The organism is Stenotrophomonas sp. SAU14A_NAIMI4_5 (genome assembly GCF_003086795.1).
Classification (GTDB): domain Bacteria; phylum Pseudomonadota; class Gammaproteobacteria; order Xanthomonadales; family Xanthomonadaceae; genus Stenotrophomonas.
Genome location: NZ_CP026003.1, coordinates 321396 through 338969 on the forward strand (window position 1 = coordinate 321396; position 17574 = coordinate 338969).

General features: G+C 66.3%; 23 protein-coding genes. 6 read left to right on the forward strand and 17 right to left on the reverse strand.

What is annotated here, in order from left to right; all coding sequences use genetic code 11:
- Positions 1 to 5: 5 nt before the first annotated feature.
- From C1925_RS01385 to mmsB, 4 genes are read left to right on the forward strand one after another with little or no spacing between them, the layout of a single operon-like run.
- Complete coding sequence (locus tag C1925_RS01385; protein ID WP_108767370.1) at positions 6 to 1172, forward strand: acyl-CoA dehydrogenase family protein; 1167 nt, start codon at positions 6 to 8, stop codon at positions 1170 to 1172.
- Positions 1169 to 1966, forward strand: a complete 798-nt coding sequence (locus tag C1925_RS01390; RefSeq protein ID WP_108767371.1) for an enoyl-CoA hydratase — start codon at positions 1169 to 1171, stop codon at positions 1964 to 1966. The genes C1925_RS01385 and C1925_RS01390 overlap by 4 nt, the downstream gene beginning before the upstream one ends.
- Complete coding sequence (locus C1925_RS01395) at positions 1963 to 3138, forward strand: enoyl-CoA hydratase/isomerase family protein (protein ID WP_108767372.1); 1176 nt, start codon at positions 1963 to 1965, stop codon at positions 3136 to 3138. Before C1925_RS01390 ends, C1925_RS01395 begins: the two co-directional genes overlap by 4 nt.
- Complete coding sequence (gene mmsB, locus C1925_RS01400; protein ID WP_108767373.1) at positions 3135 to 4025, forward strand: 3-hydroxyisobutyrate dehydrogenase; 891 nt, start codon at positions 3135 to 3137, stop codon at positions 4023 to 4025. Before C1925_RS01395 ends, mmsB begins: the two co-directional genes overlap by 4 nt.
- A 207-nt stretch (positions 4026 to 4232) precedes the next feature.
- Here the strand turns inward: mmsB and C1925_RS01405 are convergent, their stop codons facing one another.
- On the reverse strand, positions 4233 to 4658 hold the full coding sequence (locus C1925_RS01405) for an organic hydroperoxide resistance protein (RefSeq protein ID WP_108767374.1): 426 nt from the start codon (positions 4656 to 4658) through the stop codon (positions 4233 to 4235).
- A 109-nt stretch (positions 4659 to 4767) separates the two neighbouring features.
- Positions 4768 to 5724 carry a cation transporter gene (locus C1925_RS01410; RefSeq protein WP_254051365.1) on the reverse strand — a complete coding sequence of 319 codons (957 nt, stop codon included), beginning with the start codon at positions 5722 to 5724 and terminating at the stop codon, positions 4768 to 4770.
- A gap of 232 nt (positions 5725 to 5956) precedes the next feature.
- Between C1925_RS01410 and C1925_RS01415 the strand changes: the two genes are divergently transcribed.
- Positions 5957 to 7411, forward strand: coding sequence for a SulP family inorganic anion transporter (locus C1925_RS01415; RefSeq protein ID WP_108767376.1), 1455 nt, complete (start codon positions 5957 to 5959; stop codon positions 7409 to 7411).
- 133 nt (positions 7412 to 7544) lie between these two features.
- On the forward strand, positions 7545 to 7946 hold the full coding sequence (locus C1925_RS01420; RefSeq protein ID WP_108767377.1) for a lysozyme inhibitor LprI family protein: 402 nt from the start codon (positions 7545 to 7547) through the stop codon (positions 7944 to 7946).
- A gap of 37 nt (positions 7947 to 7983) precedes the next feature.
- Here C1925_RS01420 and C1925_RS01425 read toward each other — a convergent pair whose 3' ends face one another.
- The 15 genes from C1925_RS01425 to C1925_RS01490 all read right to left on the reverse strand — a co-directional run bounded on the left by C1925_RS01425 (position 7984) and on the right by C1925_RS01490 (position 17494).
- Positions 7984 to 8292 carry an addiction module antidote protein gene (locus C1925_RS01425; protein WP_108767378.1) on the reverse strand — a complete coding sequence of 103 codons (309 nt, stop codon included), beginning with the start codon at positions 8290 to 8292 and terminating at the stop codon, positions 7984 to 7986.
- A 36-nt stretch (positions 8293 to 8328) separates the two neighbouring features.
- The gene (locus C1925_RS01430) at positions 8329 to 8619 is read right to left on the reverse strand and encodes a type II toxin-antitoxin system RelE/ParE family toxin (RefSeq protein ID WP_108767379.1); all 291 of its coding nucleotides are present in this window, start codon (positions 8617 to 8619) and stop codon (positions 8329 to 8331) included.
- 327 nt (positions 8620 to 8946) lie between these two features.
- Positions 8947 to 9186 (reverse strand): hypothetical protein, encoded by a 240-nt coding sequence (locus C1925_RS01435; RefSeq protein ID WP_108767380.1) that lies wholly within the window; start codon positions 9184 to 9186, stop codon positions 8947 to 8949.
- Entirely contained in the window at positions 9186 to 9455 is a 270-nt protein-coding gene (locus tag C1925_RS01440; RefSeq protein WP_254051366.1) for a hypothetical protein, read from the reverse strand. The genes C1925_RS01435 and C1925_RS01440 overlap by 1 nt, the downstream gene beginning before the upstream one ends.
- Positions 9452 to 11125: a DNA cytosine methyltransferase gene (locus tag C1925_RS01445; protein WP_108767381.1), complete on the reverse strand. Its 1674-nt coding sequence runs from the start codon at positions 11123 to 11125 to the stop codon at positions 9452 to 9454. The genes C1925_RS01440 and C1925_RS01445 overlap by 4 nt, the downstream gene beginning before the upstream one ends.
- Complete coding sequence (locus tag C1925_RS01450) at positions 11118 to 11708, reverse strand: hypothetical protein (protein WP_108767382.1); 591 nt, start codon at positions 11706 to 11708, stop codon at positions 11118 to 11120. Before C1925_RS01450 ends, C1925_RS01445 begins: the two co-directional genes overlap by 8 nt.
- A gap of 14 nt (positions 11709 to 11722) precedes the next feature.
- Positions 11723 to 11899, reverse strand: a complete 177-nt coding sequence (locus C1925_RS21085; RefSeq protein ID WP_174213475.1) for a hypothetical protein — start codon at positions 11897 to 11899, stop codon at positions 11723 to 11725.
- Positions 11892 to 12206: a hypothetical protein gene (locus C1925_RS01455; RefSeq protein WP_108767383.1), complete on the reverse strand. Its 315-nt coding sequence runs from the start codon at positions 12204 to 12206 to the stop codon at positions 11892 to 11894. The genes C1925_RS21085 and C1925_RS01455 overlap by 8 nt, the downstream gene beginning before the upstream one ends.
- Positions 12199 to 12624: a hypothetical protein gene (locus tag C1925_RS01460; RefSeq protein ID WP_254051367.1), complete on the reverse strand. Its 426-nt coding sequence runs from the start codon at positions 12622 to 12624 to the stop codon at positions 12199 to 12201. Before C1925_RS01460 ends, C1925_RS01455 begins: the two co-directional genes overlap by 8 nt.
- 76 nt (positions 12625 to 12700) lie before the next feature.
- Complete coding sequence (locus C1925_RS01465) at positions 12701 to 15394, reverse strand: toprim domain-containing protein (RefSeq protein WP_108767384.1); 2694 nt, start codon at positions 15392 to 15394, stop codon at positions 12701 to 12703.
- A gap of 201 nt (positions 15395 to 15595) precedes the next feature.
- Entirely contained in the window at positions 15596 to 15877 is a 282-nt protein-coding gene (locus tag C1925_RS01470; RefSeq protein ID WP_254051368.1) for a hypothetical protein, read from the reverse strand.
- Positions 15877 to 16179, reverse strand: a complete 303-nt coding sequence (locus tag C1925_RS01475) for a hypothetical protein (RefSeq protein ID WP_159097455.1) — start codon at positions 16177 to 16179, stop codon at positions 15877 to 15879. The genes C1925_RS01470 and C1925_RS01475 overlap by 1 nt, the downstream gene beginning before the upstream one ends.
- Complete coding sequence (locus C1925_RS01480; protein WP_108767386.1) at positions 16179 to 16418, reverse strand: hypothetical protein; 240 nt, start codon at positions 16416 to 16418, stop codon at positions 16179 to 16181. Before C1925_RS01480 ends, C1925_RS01475 begins: the two co-directional genes overlap by 1 nt.
- A gap of 393 nt (positions 16419 to 16811) precedes the next feature.
- The gene (locus C1925_RS01485) at positions 16812 to 17186 is read right to left on the reverse strand and encodes an ogr/Delta-like zinc finger family protein (RefSeq protein ID WP_108767387.1); all 375 of its coding nucleotides are present in this window, start codon (positions 17184 to 17186) and stop codon (positions 16812 to 16814) included.
- Complete coding sequence (locus C1925_RS01490; RefSeq protein ID WP_108767388.1) at positions 17186 to 17494, reverse strand: DNA-binding protein; 309 nt, start codon at positions 17492 to 17494, stop codon at positions 17186 to 17188. The genes C1925_RS01485 and C1925_RS01490 overlap by 1 nt, the downstream gene beginning before the upstream one ends.
- Positions 17495 to 17574: the final 80 nt, after the last annotated feature.

A 17574-nucleotide genomic window follows, 5' to 3' on the forward strand; every position in this document is an offset into this window, starting at 1 on the left:
CAGCCATGAGCCACTCGATGACGACGGACCAGGAAGAAGCGCAGCAGGCCTATCGTGAAGCCGCGCGTGACTTCGCACAGGCCGAACTGGCGCCGCACGCCGCGCGATGGGATGCGGAGGGCATCTTTCCGCGCGAGGCGATCGCCAAGGCCGGTGAACTGGGCTTCTGTGGTCTGTACATGGACCCGGAAGTCGGCGGCAGCGGCCTCAGCCGCCTGGACGCCGCCGTCGTCATCGAGGAGCTCGCCAACGTCGATCCGTCGACCGCGGCGTACGTCAGCATCCACAACATGGCCTCGTGGATGGTCTCCAAGTGGGGCCAGGCGGAACTGCGCGATGCGTGGGGCACCGATCTGTCCTCGGGCAGCAAGCTGGCTTCGTACTGCCTGACCGAGCCGGGCGCCGGTTCCGATGCGGCCTCGCTGAAGACCACCGCCGTGCGCGACGGTGACTTCTATGTGCTGAACGGCTCCAAGGCCTTCATCTCCGGCGCCGGTGCCACCGAGCTGCTGGTGGTGATGGCGCGTACCGGCGGTGCCGGTGCGGGCGGTGTCAGTGCCATCGCGGTGCCGGCCGACCTGCCGGGCATCAGCTATGGCCGCAAGGAAGAGAAGATGGGCTGGAACAGCCAGCCCACCCGTGGCATCACCTTCGAAAACGTCCGCGTGCCGGTCAGCCACCTTCTGGGAGAGGAAGGCGGCGGCTTCAAGCTGGCGATGAAGGGGCTGGACGGCGGCCGCATCAACATCGCCGCCTGCTCGCTGGGTGCCGCCCAGGGCGCGCTGGATGCCGCACGCCGCTACATGGGCGAGCGCCGCCAGTTCGGCAAGGCGCTGGCCGATTTCCAGGCGCTGCAGTTCAAGCTGGCCGACATGGCCATCGAACTGGTCGCCGCCCGGCAGATGGTGCACTCGGCCGCGCGCAAGCTCGACGCCGGTGCCAGCGATGCCAACGTGTGGTGCGCGATGGCCAAGCGCTTCGCCACCGATGCCGGCTTCAAGATCTGCAACGAAGCGCTGCAGATCCACGGTGGCTACGGCTACATCCGCGAATACCCGATCGAGCGCCTGCTGCGCGACAGCCGCGTGCACCAGATCCTGGAAGGCACCAACGAGATCATGCGGGTGATCGTTGCCCGCCACCTGCTCAACACTGAAGAGGAACTGCGATGAAGGATTGGCGTACCCAGGAGCACGTGGGCCTGAAGGTCGAGGCCGATGGCCACACCGCCGTGGTCACCCTGCACAACCCGCCGGCGCACACCTGGACCGTGCACAGCCTGTCCGCGCTGCGCGACCTGGTGGGCGCGCTCAACGCAGACCGCGAGATCTACGCGCTGGTGATCACCGGTGACGGCGAGAAGTTCTTCTCCGCCGGCGCCGACCTCAACCAGTTCGCCTCGGGCGACAAGGCTGCCGCACGCGAAGCCGCACGCCGTTTCGGTGAAGCCTTCGAAGCGCTGTCCGCCTTCCGTGGCGTGTCCATCGCTGCCATCAACGGCTACGCCATGGGCGGTGGCCTGGAATGCGCGCTGGCCTGCGACCTGCGCATCATCGAAGACCACGCCCAGGTGGCGCTGCCGGAGGCCACCGTCGGCCTGCTGCCGTGCGCCGGTGGCACCCAGAACCTGCCGCGCCTGGTCGGCGAGGGCTGGGCCAAGCGCATGATCCTGCTGGGCGAGCGCATCAATGCTGAAACCGCCGTGCGCATTGGCCTGGCCGAAGAAAAGGTCGGCAAGGGCGAAGCCAAGGCGCTGGCGCTGGAGTGGGCGAAGAAGGCCGGCAAGCAGAGCCCGACCAGCATCGCCGCCTGCAAGACCCTGGTGCAGTCCACCCGCACCGGCACCCATGCCTCGGCGCTGGTGGCCGAGCGCGAAGCCTTCGTCGATCTGTTCGACACCGCCGACCAGGTCGAGGGCGTGAGCGCCTTCCTGGAAAAGCGCGCCGCGCAGTGGAAGAACGCATGACCACCGACACCGTTGCCGACGACGCACCGGTGCTGTTCGAAGAGCGCGTGGCCGGCAACGGCACGCGCATCGGCTTCGCCACGCTCAACGCGCCGCGCACGCTCAATGGCTTCTCGCTGCCGATGGCGCATCTGCTGCTGAAGCAGTTGAACGCCTGGGCCGACGATGACGGCATCGCGATGGTGGTGCTGCAGGGTGCCGGCGAAAAGGCGTTCTGCGCCGGTGGCGACCTGCACAGCCTGTACAAGGCGATGGTCGCCTTCCGCGACGCCGGCCACGACGACATCCGCGAAAACGACTACGCCGCCGAGTTCTTCGACGTCGAGTACCGCGTCGATTACCTCATCCATACCTACGCCAAGCCGATCCTGTGCTGGGGCCACGGCATCGTGATGGGCGGTGGCATCGGCCTGATGTCCGGCGCCAGCCACCGCGTGGTCAGCGAGCGCTCCAAGCTGGCCTTCCCGGAAATCACCGTCGGCCTGTTCCCCGATGTGGGTGGCAGCTGGCTGCTGCCGCGCGTGCCGGGCAAGGGCGGCCTGTTCCTGGCCCTGACCGGTGCGCTGCTGAACCCGGGCGATGCCATCTACGCCGGCCTGGCCGACGTGCACGTCGCGGAAGAACGCCGCAGCGCGGTGTTCGATGCACTGCTGCAGGTGGCTTGGTCGGGCGATGCCGCGCACAACCACGAACGCCTGGATCATCTGCTGCAGTCGCATGCCAGCGACGCGGCCACCGGCCCGCTGCTGGCCAACGCCGCACAGGTCGACGCGCTGTGCGCAGGCGAAGATCTGCCCGCGATCATCGCGCGCATCTGCGACCTGCAGACCGACGATGCCTGGCTGCAGGCCGCACAGAAGACCCTCGCTGCCGGTGCGCCCGGTTCGGCGCGGCTGGCCTTCGAACTGCAGCGCCGCAGCGCCGGCCAGGACCTGGCCAGCGTCTACCGCCTGGAGTACGTCACTGCGCTGCACTGCGCCGCCCGTGGCGATTTCGCCGAAGGCATCCGCGCGCTGCTGATCGACAAGGACCGCAACCCGCAGTGGAGCCCGGCCACCCTGGCCGAGGCCACCGCCGCGTGGGCGGACACCTTCTTTGTTTCCCCCTGGGCCGAGGCCGCGCACCCGCTGGCCGACCTGGGCACTCCGCTTGCTGAAAGGAGCCTTGCATGAGCCGCATTGCATTCATCGGGTTGGGCAACATGGGTGGCCCGATGGCCGCCAACCTCGTCAAGAACGGCCACACCGTGCGTGTGTTCGACCTGGTGCCGGCCGCGGTCCAGGCCGCCGTCGACGCCGGTGCCAGCGCCGCGCCGTCGGCGCGTGACACCCTGGCCGGCGCCGAAGTGGTGATCTCGATGCTGCCGGCCAGCCGCCACGTCGAAGGCGTGTACCTCGGCGATGACGGCATCCTCGCCGACATCCCGGCCGGTGCGCTGGTCATCGACTGCAGCACGATCGCTCCGGCCAGCGCCCGCAAGGTCTCTGAAGCCGCCGCCGCGCGTGGCCTGCAGATGCTCGACGCACCGGTGTCCGGCGGTACCGCCGGCGCCCAGGCGGGCACGCTCACCTTCATCGTCGGTGGCGAAGAGGACGCGCTGGAACGTGCGCGCCCGGTGCTGCAGGCAATGGGCAAGAACATCTTCCACGTCGGTGCCAGCGGCGCCGGCCAGGTCGCCAAGCTGTGCAACAACATGGCGCTGGGCGTGATCATGGCCGTCACCGGCGAAGCCATCGCCCTGGGCGTGGCGCATGGTCTGGACCCGAAGGTGCTGTCGCAGATGATGGCGGTCAGCACCGGCCGCAGCTGGGCCACCGAAGTGTGCAACCCGTGGCCGGGCGTGCTGGAAAACGCCCCGGCCTCGCGCGGCTACAGCGGCGGCTTCGGCAGCGATCTGATGCTGAAGGACATGGGCTTGGCGGTGGAAGCGGCGATGAATGTCGGCGCCTCGATCCCGCTGGGCGAAGTGGCCCGCAACCTGTACTCGATGAACCACCAGGCCGGCCGCGGCAAGCTGGATTTCTCCAGCGTCGTGCAGCTCATCACGAGCGAGAAGTGACCTGGTAGTGCCGGCCGCTGGCCGGCAACCTCATGCCCCCGTGCGGGACAACGAAGGTGGGATGGGCGGATGCCCGGTTTCGACCGGCATCCGCCCATTTTTTTGGGGTCGGATCCCTTTCGCGACGCGAAAGGGCTCCGACCCCAAAGATGCCGCGATGGGGCCAGAGCCCTTTGCCGTTGGCAAAGGGATCCGACCCCGACCACATCAGGCAACGATCAGCGTCACGTCGATGTTGCCGCGGGTGGCGTTGGAGTATGGGCAGACGATGTGGGCCTTCTGCACCAGCTCTTCCAGCTGCTCGCGCGGCACGCCCGGGGCGTTGATGGTCAGCTCGGCTTCGATGCCGAAACCGGTCGGGATCTGGCCGATGCCGACCTTGCCGGTGACGGTGGTCTCGGCCGGCAGCGCGACCTTGGCCTGGCCGGCGACGAACTTCAGCGCGCCGAGGAAGCAGGCCGAGTAGCCGGCAGCGAACAGCTGTTCCGGGTTGGTGCCCGGGCCGCCAGCGCCGCCCAGCTCGCGCGGGGTCGACAGCTGGATGTCCAGCACGTTGTCGGAGGAGACCGAACGGCCTTCACGGCCGCCGTTGGAGGTGGCCTGGGCGGTGTACAGAACCTTTTCGATGGACATGGGATGCTCCTGGTCAGTGGGTGGGTGTTTCGATGGGTCTACTTTGCCCGGTCCTGAAGGACGATGGGTGATAGTTCGTCCTGAATATTTGATGCGTCGTCCTATCGGCTTAGATCGTCCACTCGCGGTCGGTAGTGAACATGATCGTCAGCCAGCGGTCCGGCGAGGCCTCGCCCAGCGCATCGCCGATCTCATCGCGCAGCTGGTCCCACTCCACCAGCGGCCGCGGCGGGTCGTCCTCGCGGACCACGAAGAACAGCTCGATCTGCTCGCCACGGCCGACCTGGGCCACGTAGCTGCGGTGCTCGACAAAGCCATGCCGGGCCACGATGTCGCGCGCCACGGCATCCACGTGCGCCTGCAGCTCCGGGGGGGTCACCAGCAGGATCCCGGCCAGCGCGCGACGCACCGTGCCCAGCGGCGCCACCATCACGAACAGGCAGACCACCGCCAGGATGGCCGGATCGATATAGGGCCCGACCCAGGCCAGCGACGTGCCCTGCACCAGCACGCCGCCCACGAACGCGACCACATAGCAGGCCGACATGCTGGCGGCGATCACCCAGTTCTTCGCGTCCAGGGCGATGAAATCCGAACCGATGCGGCGGTTGGCGCGCCACACGAACGCACCGAACGCACTTTCCGCAAGCAGCGAGACCACACCGAACACGATGGCCGGCCCCAGCGCGATGTGGCGCCCGCCCGACATCAGCGCATCCACCGCATTGACCAGCGCGTACAGCGCCGCGCCGATCATCAGCAGGCCGCTCACCCCCAGCACGATCGGTTCCAGGTGCCAGAAGCCCATGGTGAAACGCTGGTTGAGCCGCGACTGCAGCGCATCGGTCTGCGTGGACAGCGCGATCAGGCGCGCCACCAGCAGCGACAGCCAGGTCATCACCACGTCGATCAGGCCGTAGATGCCGTCGAAGATGATCAGCGAGGAATTGGCCAGCAGGCCGAACACCACCCCGGCCAGCGCAACGGCCAGCGAGAAGGCAATGGACAGGCGCAGCACGCCCTGTTCGGTGGCGGGGTCGAAGAAGCGGGGAGAGGGCAGGGCCATGACCCGATTGTAGGGCCGCGCCATGTCACCCAGCGTTCAACCGCCGCCCGCGCTACCCCTGCCGGGTCGCTTCCCGTAGACTGCGCGCCTCCCACGTACCGGCTCCCGACTGCAGTGATCACGCCACCCTGACCCTTGCCGCACTTCGGCAGCCGGCCCGCCCGGCTCAGGAACCCGTGTCTTTCCACTGCAGCGCCACGTGGCCCCATGCCCGTGCGCGCGGAGTTTTCCCATGCAAACGTCCTACCCCCTGCGCCAGCAATGGCTCGGCAACATCCGTGGTGATCTGCTGTCCGGCATGGTCGTCGCCCTGGCCCTGATTCCCGAGGCCATCGCCTTCTCGCTGATCGCCGGCGTCGACCCCAAGGTCGGCCTGTACGCCGCGTTCTCGATCGCCGTGGTCACCGCCATCGCCGGCGGCCGCCCGGGCATGATCTCTGCCGCCACCGGCGCGATGGCGCTGGTGATGGTCGACCTGGTCAAGGACCACGGCCTGCAGTACCTGTTCGCCGCCAGCATCCTGGCCGGCCTGCTGCAGGTGCTGGCCGGCGTGTTCAAGCTCGGCTCGCTGATGCGCTTCGTCTCGCGCTCGGTCATCACCGGCTTCGTCAACGCGCTGGCCATCCTCATCTTCCTGGCGCAGATGCCGGAACTGATCGGCCGCGGCCCCACCGTCTACGTGCTGTGTGCCGCCGCGCTGGCCATCATCTACCTGCTGCCGCGCATCACCCGCGCGGTGCCGTCGCCGCTGGTCGCCATTGTCGTGCTCACCGCCGTGGTCATCGGCTTCGGCGTGGACGTGCGCAGCGTCGGTGACATGGGCCAGCTGCCCGACAGCCTGCCGCACTTCCTCATCCCCGACGTGCCCCTCACCTGGGAAACGCTGCGCATCCTGCTGCCGGTGTCGGCCACGCTGGCCGTGGTCGGCCTGCTCGAATCGATGATGACCCTGCAGATCGTCGAGGACATCACCGAGACCCCCAGCGAGCGCAACCGCGAGTGCGTCGGCCAGGGCGTGGCCAACACGGTCACCGGCTTCCTCGGCGGCATGGCCGGCTGCGCGATGATCGGCCAGTCGGTCATCAACGTGACCTCCGGTGGCCGCGGCCGCCTGTCCTGCCTGGTGGCCGGCGCGCTGCTGCTGGTGCTGGTGGTGTACGGCAGCGACCTGGTGCGGCAGATCCCGATGGCGGCGCTGGTGGCGGTGATGATCATGGTCAGCATCGGCACCTTCAGCTGGCGCTCGCTGCGTGACCTGCGCACCCATCCGCGAAGCTCGTCTGCCGTGATGCTGCTGACCGTCGTGGTCACCGTGGCCACCCACGACCTGGCCAAGGGCGTGCTCAGCGGCGTGCTGTTGTCAGCGCTGTTCTTCGCGCGCAAGGTCGGCCGCATGCTGGATGTGCAGCGCGAAGATGCCGCCGATACCCAGGTCTACCACGTGCGCGGCCAGGTGTTCTTCGCCTCGGCCGGCCAGCTCGGTGCGGCATTTGATTACCAGCACGTGGCGCCGAAGGTGCAGATCGACCTGCGTAATGCCCATCTGTGGGACCTGACCGCAGTGGCGGCGCTGGAACGCGCGCAGGAAAAGCTGGCCGCGCATGGTGCGCAGGTGACGGTGGTGGGCCTCAATGCCGCCAGCCAGACCCTGATCGAGCAGGTGGGCGGCGCGCGCGGCGGGCACTAGTCGTGCCGCGCGGTGCACTGTGAGCCAGGTCAGCCAGCTGCCACGGCGGCTGGCGTAGCATGGCCTGCGTCATCGCGCACGAACCGCGTACCGCTTCCGGAGCGGCGCTGCGTTCCCGACCAGGAGATGGAATATGTTGAACAGGATGTTGGGCCTTGCCACCGTGGCGGTCCTGGCCTTCACCGCCGGGCACGCAGGGGCCGCCAGCGGGCTGAGCACGACCTTCGACGCCTGCACCGGCAAGGCACAAGGCGCCATCGAACAGGCTGCCTGCCTGAGCAGCGAAGCGGAGCGGCAGGACCGTCGCTTGAACCAGGCCTACAAGCAGCTGCAGGGCCGCCTGGACAGCGCTGGCAAGGCCCGCCTTGTGGCCGCGCAACGGTCCTGGCTGCAGTGGCGCGAAAGCGAGGGTGCGCTGGAAGCTGCACTGTATGACAGCCAGCCGGTGGACAACCTGCAGCAGGCGCGCAACGACGCCGAGCGTCTGCGCGTGCGCGCCGACCAGCTGGAAGCCTACCTGCGCCTGGTAGGGTAGTGCCGGCCGCTGGCCGGCACGCGTCCGCCGCAAGCATTCAATCCGGTAAAGCGGGTTGCGCGTCAGCCTGTACCGTCAGGTGCACGCCCATGGCCAGCAGCACACGCTGCACCGTGTCGAATCGTGGGTGCGCGTCCGGTCGCAGCGCCTTGTACAGGCTCTCGCGGCCCAGGCCGGATGTCTCCGCGATGCCGGCCATGCCGCGTGCCCGTGCGACCGTCCCAAGCGCATCCTGGAAATGGCCGGCATCGCCAGCCGCGAGGGCTTCGGTCAGATAGGCTGCAATCGCAACATCGTCCTGCAGGAAGTCAGCGGGATCGAAAGGGAGTGTCTTGAGCTTGCTCATGGCGGGTCCTGAACACGTGGAGCGGAAAGCAGCGCGCTACACCCTGCTGGCCATGGCGATGGCTCGCCGGATGTCGCGAGGCTGCGTGGATTTGTCGCCGCCTATCAGAAGCACGACGATCGTCCCTTCTCGACGGGTGAAGTAGACGCGGTACCCGGGGCCATACCCGATCCGCAATTCGCTCACGCCGTTGCCGATGGATCGGATGTCCCCCTCCAGGCCCCGCGCCACGCGCTGCAAGCGCTCGACAATGATGGCTCGCGCCCGCACATCGGCGAGTTTCTCAAGCCATCGCGTAAACGCCGTCGTCGCGTGCAGGGATGTCATCGGGTGATCGTATCCAGAAGGATACATCGTTCAATTGGCAGATGCGTCAACGGCAGCCGCGCGCCCCCCAATCCGCTCCTCGCCATTCAGCCGCCCGGTGTAAACTATTGATCTCACTGGCAATGCCAGTCTCCACGATCAACACCCCAATGACGTCCGCCACCGCCCGTTACGCCGATTCCCTGCGTCTGTCCGTTGCCCCCATGATGGACTGGTGCGACTGCTTTGTGACACAAGGGTTTCAGGGGTAGTGGCACATTATTGGCACACGTTGTTTGTGCCGAGCCATAGAAAAAGCCGCCTTTCGGCGGCTTTTTCGTTTCCTGATCAGTGCGACCTCTTCGTCCGCTGTTCGTCCCACCAGTCAGCGACGTCGCGGGTGTCGTAGACCTCGCCAGTGCGGGGCGGCAGCAGGCCAGCGCTGTGCTTGTTCGCCATGGTCTTCATGCTGGACGCCGGGAAGTAGGCGTCCCGCAACTGCTCGACGGTCAGCGTGGCACCGAACTGGCCGAACAGCATCCAGAACGTACCGAATCCACCGCCGCCGATGGTTCCCGGTGCAGGCATCAACCTGTTCCTCCCACCAGCCTCAGCTGCAGCTGGGGTGCCGGCACCGGAGCGGATGCCGGCGTCTGCACCGCCTGCAGCGCATGCTGCTTGTGCCAGTGTGCCCACGCCAGGTCGAAGGTCGGATGCTTCGCCGTGCGGCTGCAGCGGCATTCGATGAAATGGCCACCACGCGCCTCGATCCGCCGGCAGTCGATGATGTATCTGGCCGGGTGACCGTTGGGGCACGCCGGCAGCGGGCGCGGCGGATCCTTCTGCTGCTGGGTCACTGGCGCACCTCCCCGGGAAGAGCCATAGCGATGGCAACGTCGCGCACCCAGATCGGAGTACTCGACAGGGCGAAGGTCTGCCCGGTCCATGCCAGCAGCAGAGTGCGGCCGATCTCTTCCGCGATGGCGCGAGCAGCGGCCGGCGGCACAGCGTTGCCGATCCGCTCGCGCCATGCCTGGTCGCTCAGGCCGTCGAGTTCCAACTTCTCCTCCGGGTCGACCAGTGACTGCAGGGCGGCCAGCTCCAGCGTGGTGAACGGCCGGTGCCAGGTGTTGTCCATGCTGCGGATCACGCACACCAGGTTCTTGCGGGCATCAGGCAGGCGCGGGTCGGCCACTGACCACTTCCCGTTGTCATGGCCAGCTGCGGCGCTGACAGCCCCGCTGTTGGCGTCCCAGGACACCACCCCGTAGTGGCCATTGGTCAGGTACGCATCGCCCTGCTGGCGCTGATTGGCCGGGCGAGGGTCGGCGACTGCATAGGCCCCATGGCCAGTGTCGCTGCGAGCGATGACCGTCCGCGATGGGGCATCGAAGGCGGCCACGGGGTACTTCCCCGCGCCCTCAAAAATGCCCTGTGCGCGAGGATCCTGCACGCACTGCCCCGTGCTATGCGCGCTGGTCACCGCGCCGGCGGCGCCGCCCCAAGGAACGATGCGGTATTCGTTGTTGTGTTTGGCCGGCCCCAGGTGACGGGGGTCCGCAACACTGAACGCGCCATTCGTAGGTCCGCTCTTCCCTGCGACGGTGCCGCTGGAATCCTCCCAGCCGCGGACGCCAAGAAAGCCGTCTCGGCTTTCGGGCACGATCAGGTAGTCGCGCAGCACCCCTTCTTCCACCGACAGACGGTTCAAGCTGCGCCAGTCGCTGCCAGCCTCGACAAACGCCAGGCGCACCCAGGTCTTCCACTGCAGAGACGGAACGCGGTGCATCGGGCCGGCGCGTTCAACATCGCCGGCAAGAGGCATGCGGCCAAGGACCGTCCCCACCGCCTGCAGCGGACGCTTGGCAGGCTCGTACAGGAACGGCGGAACCTTCTCAGCATGGCGGGCCACCAGCAGGAAGCGCTTCCGGCTCTGTGCCAGGCCACCCAACTCGCCACAGTCGTGCGTGGTTTCGCTCACGACATAGCCGTAGGCGCGGAGCAGGCCGGTGATCTGGTCGAGCAAATGGCGGCCACGCGTAGCGATGCGTGGCACGTTCTCAAACAGCAACACTTCGACCGGATCTTCCTTGTAGGCCTCCAGCGTGAGCCAGATGCCACGCAGCGTCAGCTCATTCAGTGCCTGGTACTTGGCCGTCTTGCTCTTGCTCTCTGACATCAGCCCGGAGAAGCCCTTGCACGGGGCAGACAGGAACACGACATGCGGCCGTTCATGCCCGAACGCGCGGTGCACATCGGCCGTGCCTGCCTCGCGCCAGCCCGGAGGCGGGTTGCAGCCCCAGAACGCGCGGTATTGCTGCAGCGAGAACAGATCCAGAACGGTGCCGGGGACGCCAGCAAGGTGACCGAAGTCTGCTACCGCAGCCGGGTCGACATCGATTCCGCCGATGCAGCGGAACGTGGCCCGCGCAGCACCGATGTCCGGGCGTGCCTGATTGAAGCCGCGCGCACCTGCGCCAAGACCAGCGAACAGGCCAGCGTGGCGGATCTCAAAAACCTCAGCCATGGTCGACGCCCTCCGCGACGCAACGTTCAGCGTCGGCAAGGTGCTGGCTGGAATAGGACCTGTCGACCACGCGCACCACCCAGGTCTTGCCGCCGTGTTCGTTCTCCCCTCCCTTCGTCCGGTTGAAGGTCGAATAGATCTCGTGCTCGATGTTGGGCACGTCCAGCCCCAAGCCATCAAGAGCAGCGCGCAGCAGAGTGTCGTTGTGGAAATCGCTCTGCAGAGTGACAACCACATCGAAGGTCGTCGGGCCGTCCCCTTTGCATTCGAAGGCAGCGGGGACGCCAGCACGGATGCCGTCACGCGCGAGCGCCTGTCGAATGTTCATAACCAGGTCGGGCATCGGTTCCTGTTCTTCATCGGTGGCCACGTCGTCACCGGCCCTGGCTTCCTGCGTGTCCAGCTTCACGCCGCAGAACGGGCAGAACGTTGGCTTCACCGACCAGGGCGAATGGCCGCGCTTCTTCTCCACGGCCTTGGTGGCGATGGTCACCGTGGAGCTGACCGAGTCGCCCAAGAAGAAAGAGCGTGACAGCCGCGTGTTGGCACCGGCCTCGGCCAGGCGCTGATCGACCTTATCCATGCAAGCGCAGGCGGTCATACAGCACCCCCAGCGCGGCGCACGGCCATCCGGGTGCGGCGGCGGATCTGCTGCGGGATCTGGCCCACGGCCGTGCCGCTGTGGCGCTGGCGGGCCGGGCGGGTGATCCAGAGCTTGTGCAGGGCCGCGCCGCCGGCGGCGGGGGCGAGGCAGAGAAGGATCAGCTCAAGCACGGGCCACCCCCTTGCTGCTGGCGCCGATCATGGCCAGTGCGCTGCCAATGGGGAGCAGCTGGCAACCGATCAGATCGGCGGCACGCTGCGCGTAGTCCCGGTCGACCGCCAGGTACAGGTGGCCGCGACGCTGCAGTCGGTCACCGCTGAACTGGACGTCGTCCAGATCCCGAACGTGCAGCAGGCCCAGGTGTTTGGCGATGGCCTTGCCGTGGAAGGTCTTGCCGCTGCCCTGCGGGCCATAGACGACGCGGGAGAGAGCCTGGGAAGCCGGCTGCTGGCCGCGAACAGTGGTGTACTTACCCATGGGCCACCTCCTGAGCGGCAGCGGCCACGGCGCTGTGGCTGGCCTTGGCGTTCGGCAGCATGTTGGCCACGGCAAACGGGAAGGGCAGGCGGTCGGCCAGGGTGGCCAGTTCGGCGGAGATCCAGGCGGCATCAACGGCGAATGCCTCGCAGCCCCCGGTCAGCACCCACCCGGCCTTGCTGCCACGGCGGCGCTCGAGCACTCGCTGGGCGGTCTTATGGCCGCCCATATCCAGCTGGGCGGTGACGATCACCTGGTTGTGGGTGATGTGCATCGTCAGCGTTGCGCTGCAGCCCTTGGCAGGGCTGGGGGCAAATCCACACAGTCCGTCACCCGTGATAGCCTTCGCCCCTGGTCCGGTGCCTGAAACCTCCGTATTTGCCCTGGTGTGGTCGGTGTTGCTGATCATGTCGTGCATGGTTCTCTCCTGAACTTCGTTGGTGAATGGCCTTGGGGTAAGAGGTGGTGCTCTGCCCGCCGGGCCGCTTTTTCGCTTACTTCTGGAACACCCAACAGCGAACGGCTACGCCTGCTCCGGCCGTGTTGGTTTTGATGCAGCTGTTGACCGTGAGATTCGCGTCCAACAGCTTGTAGCGCCGCGAATCACGCAGGAAGTCGCGCAGCTTTTTGAGATCCGGGACCGGCTGGCTGTGGTACGCCGCCTTGGCCACGAATTCGTTGAGGTTGATGGCAATGCGCTGCGGATCCCGCGAGTGGTTGAGGACCGGCCGTTCGCCGTTGCCGGTGCTCTCCAGGTACTCGTAGGTTTCCCAGAACTCATTGACCAGGGGATGGTCCGCGCTGATGGCCGACTGGCGCTCCAAGGCCATCCCCACCAGCTTCTGCCGGGTTTCCTCGACCATCTCCTTGGGGATATCCACCACCAGGCGCAGGCCATCGAGCAGCGCCAGCATCTGGGAGTGGTTCTTGATCAGGCGCTCCATGCGCAGATCCTTGTTCTCGCGCAGCTTCGCCTCGTAGAAGCGCACGCGCTCGCCGAACTTCTCCAGCACCTGTGCCTCGGCGCGCAAGGCTTTGATCAGGAAGTAGCTCAGATCTTCGACCTGCAGGGCGTTAAGGTTGTCCGCCGCCTGGCGGCTCTCTGTGGTGGCGTGTGGTTTACGGAAGTGCAGCTTGACGATACGGGTCATGATCGCCTCGCTGGCATTCACCGCCGCGTTCTGGCTGATGACGATCGTTCCCCTGAAAGGCGGCTCGTAGGTCTCGTTGCCGCCGTTGCGTACACCACGGGTGGCGAGCGTGCCGCCGCCGTAGTAGTCCTTCAACTCATCCCACTCAAACGACTTGGAGTGCGCGCCATCCGGCGTGTCGCGGTCACCTTCCAGAAGCACCACCGGCATGCCCGAGGTCTGTCCCATCGCGCGGGCGCGGCCGGCCTTGGATGACTTGGCCGGGTCAAAGCCCTCGTAGTCGCTGCGCGCAAGCAGCTTCCACAGGAAGGTCAGCAACGTGGTCTTGCCGGCACCGGCCTCACCGGTGGCCTCCAGGAACGGGAAGGACTTGTGCGTGCTGCGGATCTGATTGGCGAACAGCGAGCCGAACCAGAACACCAGGGCGACCATGCCGTTGGTGCCAAAGCAGGTCCACATCCACTGCAGCCATTCCTTGCGGTAGCTATCGTGGTCGCGCTGAATGTCCATGCGGATGGAGCGCTGGGTGGTCTTGATGCGCAGCTTCTTGAAGTCGAAGTAGTCCTCGGCATTTGCCTGGGCGATCTCGCCATGGCGCACGGCCAGGTCGCCAAAGATGTAGGCCTGGTGATCAGGGGTGTAGCCCACGAAGTCAACCGTGTGGACCTCTTTGATGTTGTCCAGCTGGATCTTCATGATCTGCAGCAGCTGACCGGCGGTGCCGTCGAAGATGGCGCCACGCGCAATGTGGCCCAGACGGTCGCGGAACGACGGGGCGTTGAGCGCCTGCGACGACGTGAACGTACCGGTTGCTGCTGCGCCGTCGTGAGGGAATTCCACGCGAAAGTAGTACCAGGCGTCGTCGGTCACCTCGTTGCGCTGGTAGTACAGCGCCTTGGGATTGCAGTTGGCGATCTCGCGCACGTTGCAGCAAGCTCGGCGGATCTTCTGGACCTGCTCAGGATCCAGTTCTTCCTCAACATCCTCCTTGCGCGTGGACTGCTCGCGACACAGCTTGTCGAACCGGCCCGGGTCGAACTCGAACCAATACATGCGGTTACGGTGGTCCAGATGAAACTGCGTGCAGTTCTCGCGCTCGTAGATAATCAACCCCTTCTCCATGGCGGTCTTGGCCAGCAGAAGCGCACCGTTGTGCAGGGCCAGGTCCACGTCTGCCTGCCAGAGAGCATCGCCGTCCTCCGCAGCCTGGGCGCGAAGGTGAAGGTCATTCCAGTCGGTCTTCTTGTCGCCCGGCTGCTCGATCTGCGCCGCCTTGCAGGTGAAGCCCAGCTTCTCGGCTCGGCGCACATGCTTGACGGTGTAGGCGCGGGCGCTCGGCTCGTTGTCCAAGCCCCACACCAGGGTGGGCAGGTCGTTGGGCCGGGCGTCGCGCAATTCCTTGAGCGACAGCTCGGGATAGGCATTGCTGGACATGGCTGCGACGGCGCAGACACCGCGCTGCAGCAGCGCGATGGCGTCGAAGATGCCCTCCACAATCCAGACCTGGCGCGCGGTACGCAGCTGGTCCAGTGCGCCTGCCGCCCACCACACGCCGGCATAGCTCTCGCCGGGGGCAAAGCGGGCCTTCATCTTCCCGAAGCGGTGCGGGCGGTCGATCAGCCGTTCCCACCAGCCGCCTTTGACCAGGGGAAATCGGACGGTGGCCGTGCCTTCGCGCTTCACGCGGTCGTAGTAGTCCTCCTGCGTGTACAGGCCTTTCAGCGGCTTGATGTTGAAGCCGCGGCCGGTGGCCAGATAGGCATCGGCGGCGGCGTTCGGCGCTGCCGAGGTCTGCGGGTTGGCCTTGGAATAGTCGTCGAACAGATCGTCGTACAGGTCGCGCACGCGCACTTCCTGCCCGCACTTGGCCTGCCGGCCGCAGCGCAGCACCCACGGCTTTTCGTGGCTGGTGTACAGCTCTTTCTTGCTGCAGTGCGGGCACTTGCCGCCGCGCATGTAGGGCGTGCCATTGCGGTGCTTGAGGCCATAGTCGCGCTCGATGCGCGACAGAACCTGCTGGCGGATCTCTTCCTGCATGCCGAATCAGCCCTGTCGAGCCGCAGCAGCGGCGTGGTGGTGGTGCATGGTTCTCTCCTGGCATCCCCGGCGGCGGTGGTGCGCCGCTGGGAATGTGTGGTGCGGTCGGTCTAGAAGAAGCGGGGCGACGGTGTCAGGTGGTGCATGGTTCTCTCCTGCCGGCCCGAGGCAGCGGTGGTGCGCTGCCCTGGGCCGTGTGTGCTATTCGTCCGCCGGTTTGGTGCGGGCGAGGATTCCCTTGAGGTCTTCGGAGATGTACTCGGCGACGGCGTGGGTGTGGTCGGCTGTGATGCCCAGCACCTTGGCCGCTTCCGCCGGAAGAGCCGCCAGCAGCTCAACCGCGTAGGCGATACGCCAGAGACGGTCGTAGTCGTCGCCGTTGACCACCTGGCTGTACTCACCCTTGGCGGTCAGCCCCTTGGGCAGAGGCGGGGCCGGGTTGCGGGCGGGAGGCGGCAGCGGGCCGCGATTGTCGTTTTCCATCAGTTCACTCCGTTCGGGGTGCTGCCGCCGTTGCGGAGCCAGTTGAGGAAACGCTCGGCTTCGCCATCTGCCAGCAGGTACAGCACGGGGCCGCACTGCAGGCATTGGTTCGCTGCAGCGCGGATGGTGTCGATGGTGTGGACCGCGACGGACATCGGCGCACCCGTTTCGAGGTGTACCAGCGTCAGGTACATCACGCTGCGCTGGTCGAACGAGGAACGCAGGGCGATGCCCGGCACCGGGGTCCTGAGTTCGATCACCGGTCGCTGGGGGACGGGCAGGGGCGGAGGCGTGGCGGCCATCAGTGCATCCCCTGCTGGCCGGCTGCGCCGCCACTGCGTGCCTTCTGCTGGGCGGTGTAGGCCGACAGGACGTCATCGAGGGTGATGGTCAGCGCAGGCTTGCCGGTGGCTTCCAGACGCGCGATCAGCGCCTGGTAGTCGGCATGGGGCCATTCAAGGGTGTCGGCGATGAAGCCGAAAACGAGCGAGATCTGACGCGCGGAGCCGGGGCCGGGCGCGGAAGGGGTGTCATCCGACATGGAGACGTCTCCTGTATCCGAGGATTGGCCTCGAAGAGACGTTTCTACGCGCCCCAACGAGGATGTCGGGAGGTTAGAAACCGGGATACAGACCGGCCGACAGCCTTCCCCTTGCGGGTGTTGTATAGCTGTCGCCTCCCGACGCAGAAAGTCGTCGGAGCGCACGAAATGCAGGCGCAAAAAAACCGCGATGCTGTCGGGCGCGGGTGCCGCTGTATCCTCGGAGTTTCTAAGCTCCTTGCGGCGAACTGTGCTCTCCCCCCGAATGGAAGTCAAGGGGAAATGAGGGAAAGTGTGGGAAACATTTACAGGTGCCAGAACGTTCATGCGCAGCAGTCCATCGCCGTCGGCATAGCCGACAGACCAGCAGGTGGGAAAGGGTGGTGTGACGCGTTAGGGCGCAGCAGCCTGGTGCGGTCGAGCGTCGCCGCCGGCATCGATCCGGGAGGCTTCGACAAACTCGATTGCATCGAGCATGTCCAGCTGCCTGGACCCGTGTTCCAACTTCCACTGCATCTGCAGCAGCGCCCTGGTGTAGCTCGGCGTCGGTGGCAACTCAGATGCCGGCGCATCGGGCATGCCGCTGGGGCTGGCGATACTGGTCAGCTCGGAATTACCAGCGTAGGTCGCTCCGCACAGCGGGTTCTGACACACCCACACATCTGAACGCAGATGGCGGTGCTGCAGACGGCTGGTGCGTTTGAGCAACGGCGTATCGCAGGCTTCACAGGAGAACGTCGCGCGGCTGCTGCTGGTCGAAGCGCTCATTACCGTTTCTTGCTCCCCGACTCGGCGGCACCGGCTTTGCCCGACTTGGCACCCTGTGTGGGTTTCTGTCGGGAATTGGCGGGTTTTGTGCAAGAATCCGGATCGCGCTTGATGCCGAGCGCAATGGCTGCCTGGTGAGACTTGCCGAAGTTGCCCTTGCCGACGCCGCGAAGTGCATCGTTGACCGCGTGACGGTCCAGGCCGTTCTGCCTCGCGAACTCCACAACGGTGATGCCGTTGTCGCGAAGGAACTGCCGAGCTTCTTCCGGCGTTCGCAGCTTCTTTACACCAGTCCGTTGTGCCGCCATTCCGTTTCCCCTGTGTAAAAGCTGAATGCTGTGTTAGTGAAACTTCTTTCACCAATGTTGGTGAAAGATTATTCACCTGT

Excerpts from the sequence above, each read along its gene's own strand:
- C1925_RS01385 (WP_108767370.1), top strand. The coding sequence starts at position 6 with ATGAGCCACTCGATGACGACGGACCAGGAAGAAGCGCAGCAGGCCTAT.
- C1925_RS01390 (WP_108767371.1), top strand. The coding sequence starts at position 1,169 with ATGAAGGATTGGCGTACCCAGGAGCACGTGGGCCTGAAGGTCGAGGCC.
- C1925_RS01395 (WP_108767372.1), top strand. The coding sequence starts at position 1,963 with ATGACCACCGACACCGTTGCCGACGACGCACCGGTGCTGTTCGAAGAG.
- mmsB (WP_108767373.1), top strand. The coding sequence starts at position 3,135 with ATGAGCCGCATTGCATTCATCGGGTTGGGCAACATGGGTGGCCCGATG.
- C1925_RS01405 (WP_108767374.1), bottom strand. The coding sequence starts at position 4,658 with ATGTCCATCGAAAAGGTTCTGTACACCGCCCAGGCCACCTCCAACGGC.
- C1925_RS01410 (WP_254051365.1), bottom strand. The coding sequence starts at position 5,724 with ATGGCCCTGCCCTCTCCCCGCTTCTTCGACCCCGCCACCGAACAGGGC.
- C1925_RS01415 (WP_108767376.1), top strand. The coding sequence starts at position 5,957 with ATGCAAACGTCCTACCCCCTGCGCCAGCAATGGCTCGGCAACATCCGT.
- C1925_RS01420 (WP_108767377.1), top strand. The coding sequence starts at position 7,545 with ATGTTGAACAGGATGTTGGGCCTTGCCACCGTGGCGGTCCTGGCCTTC.
- C1925_RS01425 (WP_108767378.1), bottom strand. The coding sequence starts at position 8,292 with ATGAGCAAGCTCAAGACACTCCCTTTCGATCCCGCTGACTTCCTGCAG.
- C1925_RS01430 (WP_108767379.1), bottom strand. The coding sequence starts at position 8,619 with ATGACATCCCTGCACGCGACGACGGCGTTTACGCGATGGCTTGAGAAA.
- C1925_RS01435 (WP_108767380.1), bottom strand. The coding sequence starts at position 9,186 with ATGCCTGCACCGGGAACCATCGGCGGCGGTGGATTCGGTACGTTCTGG.
- C1925_RS01445 (WP_108767381.1), bottom strand. The coding sequence starts at position 11,125 with ATGGCTGAGGTTTTTGAGATCCGCCACGCTGGCCTGTTCGCTGGTCTT.
- C1925_RS01450 (WP_108767382.1), bottom strand. The coding sequence starts at position 11,708 with ATGGATAAGGTCGATCAGCGCCTGGCCGAGGCCGGTGCCAACACGCGG.
- C1925_RS01455 (WP_108767383.1), bottom strand. The coding sequence starts at position 12,206 with ATGGGTAAGTACACCACTGTTCGCGGCCAGCAGCCGGCTTCCCAGGCT.
- C1925_RS01460 (WP_254051367.1), bottom strand. The coding sequence starts at position 12,624 with ATGCACGACATGATCAGCAACACCGACCACACCAGGGCAAATACGGAG.
- C1925_RS01465 (WP_108767384.1), bottom strand. The coding sequence starts at position 15,394 with ATGCAGGAAGAGATCCGCCAGCAGGTTCTGTCGCGCATCGAGCGCGAC.
- C1925_RS01470 (WP_254051368.1), bottom strand. The coding sequence starts at position 15,877 with ATGGAAAACGACAATCGCGGCCCGCTGCCGCCTCCCGCCCGCAACCCG.
- C1925_RS01475 (WP_159097455.1), bottom strand. The coding sequence starts at position 16,179 with ATGGCCGCCACGCCTCCGCCCCTGCCCGTCCCCCAGCGACCGGTGATC.
- C1925_RS01480 (WP_108767386.1), bottom strand. The coding sequence starts at position 16,418 with ATGTCGGATGACACCCCTTCCGCGCCCGGCCCCGGCTCCGCGCGTCAG.
- C1925_RS01485 (WP_108767387.1), bottom strand. The coding sequence starts at position 17,186 with ATGAGCGCTTCGACCAGCAGCAGCCGCGCGACGTTCTCCTGTGAAGCC.
- C1925_RS01490 (WP_108767388.1), bottom strand. The coding sequence starts at position 17,494 with ATGGCGGCACAACGGACTGGTGTAAAGAAGCTGCGAACGCCGGAAGAA.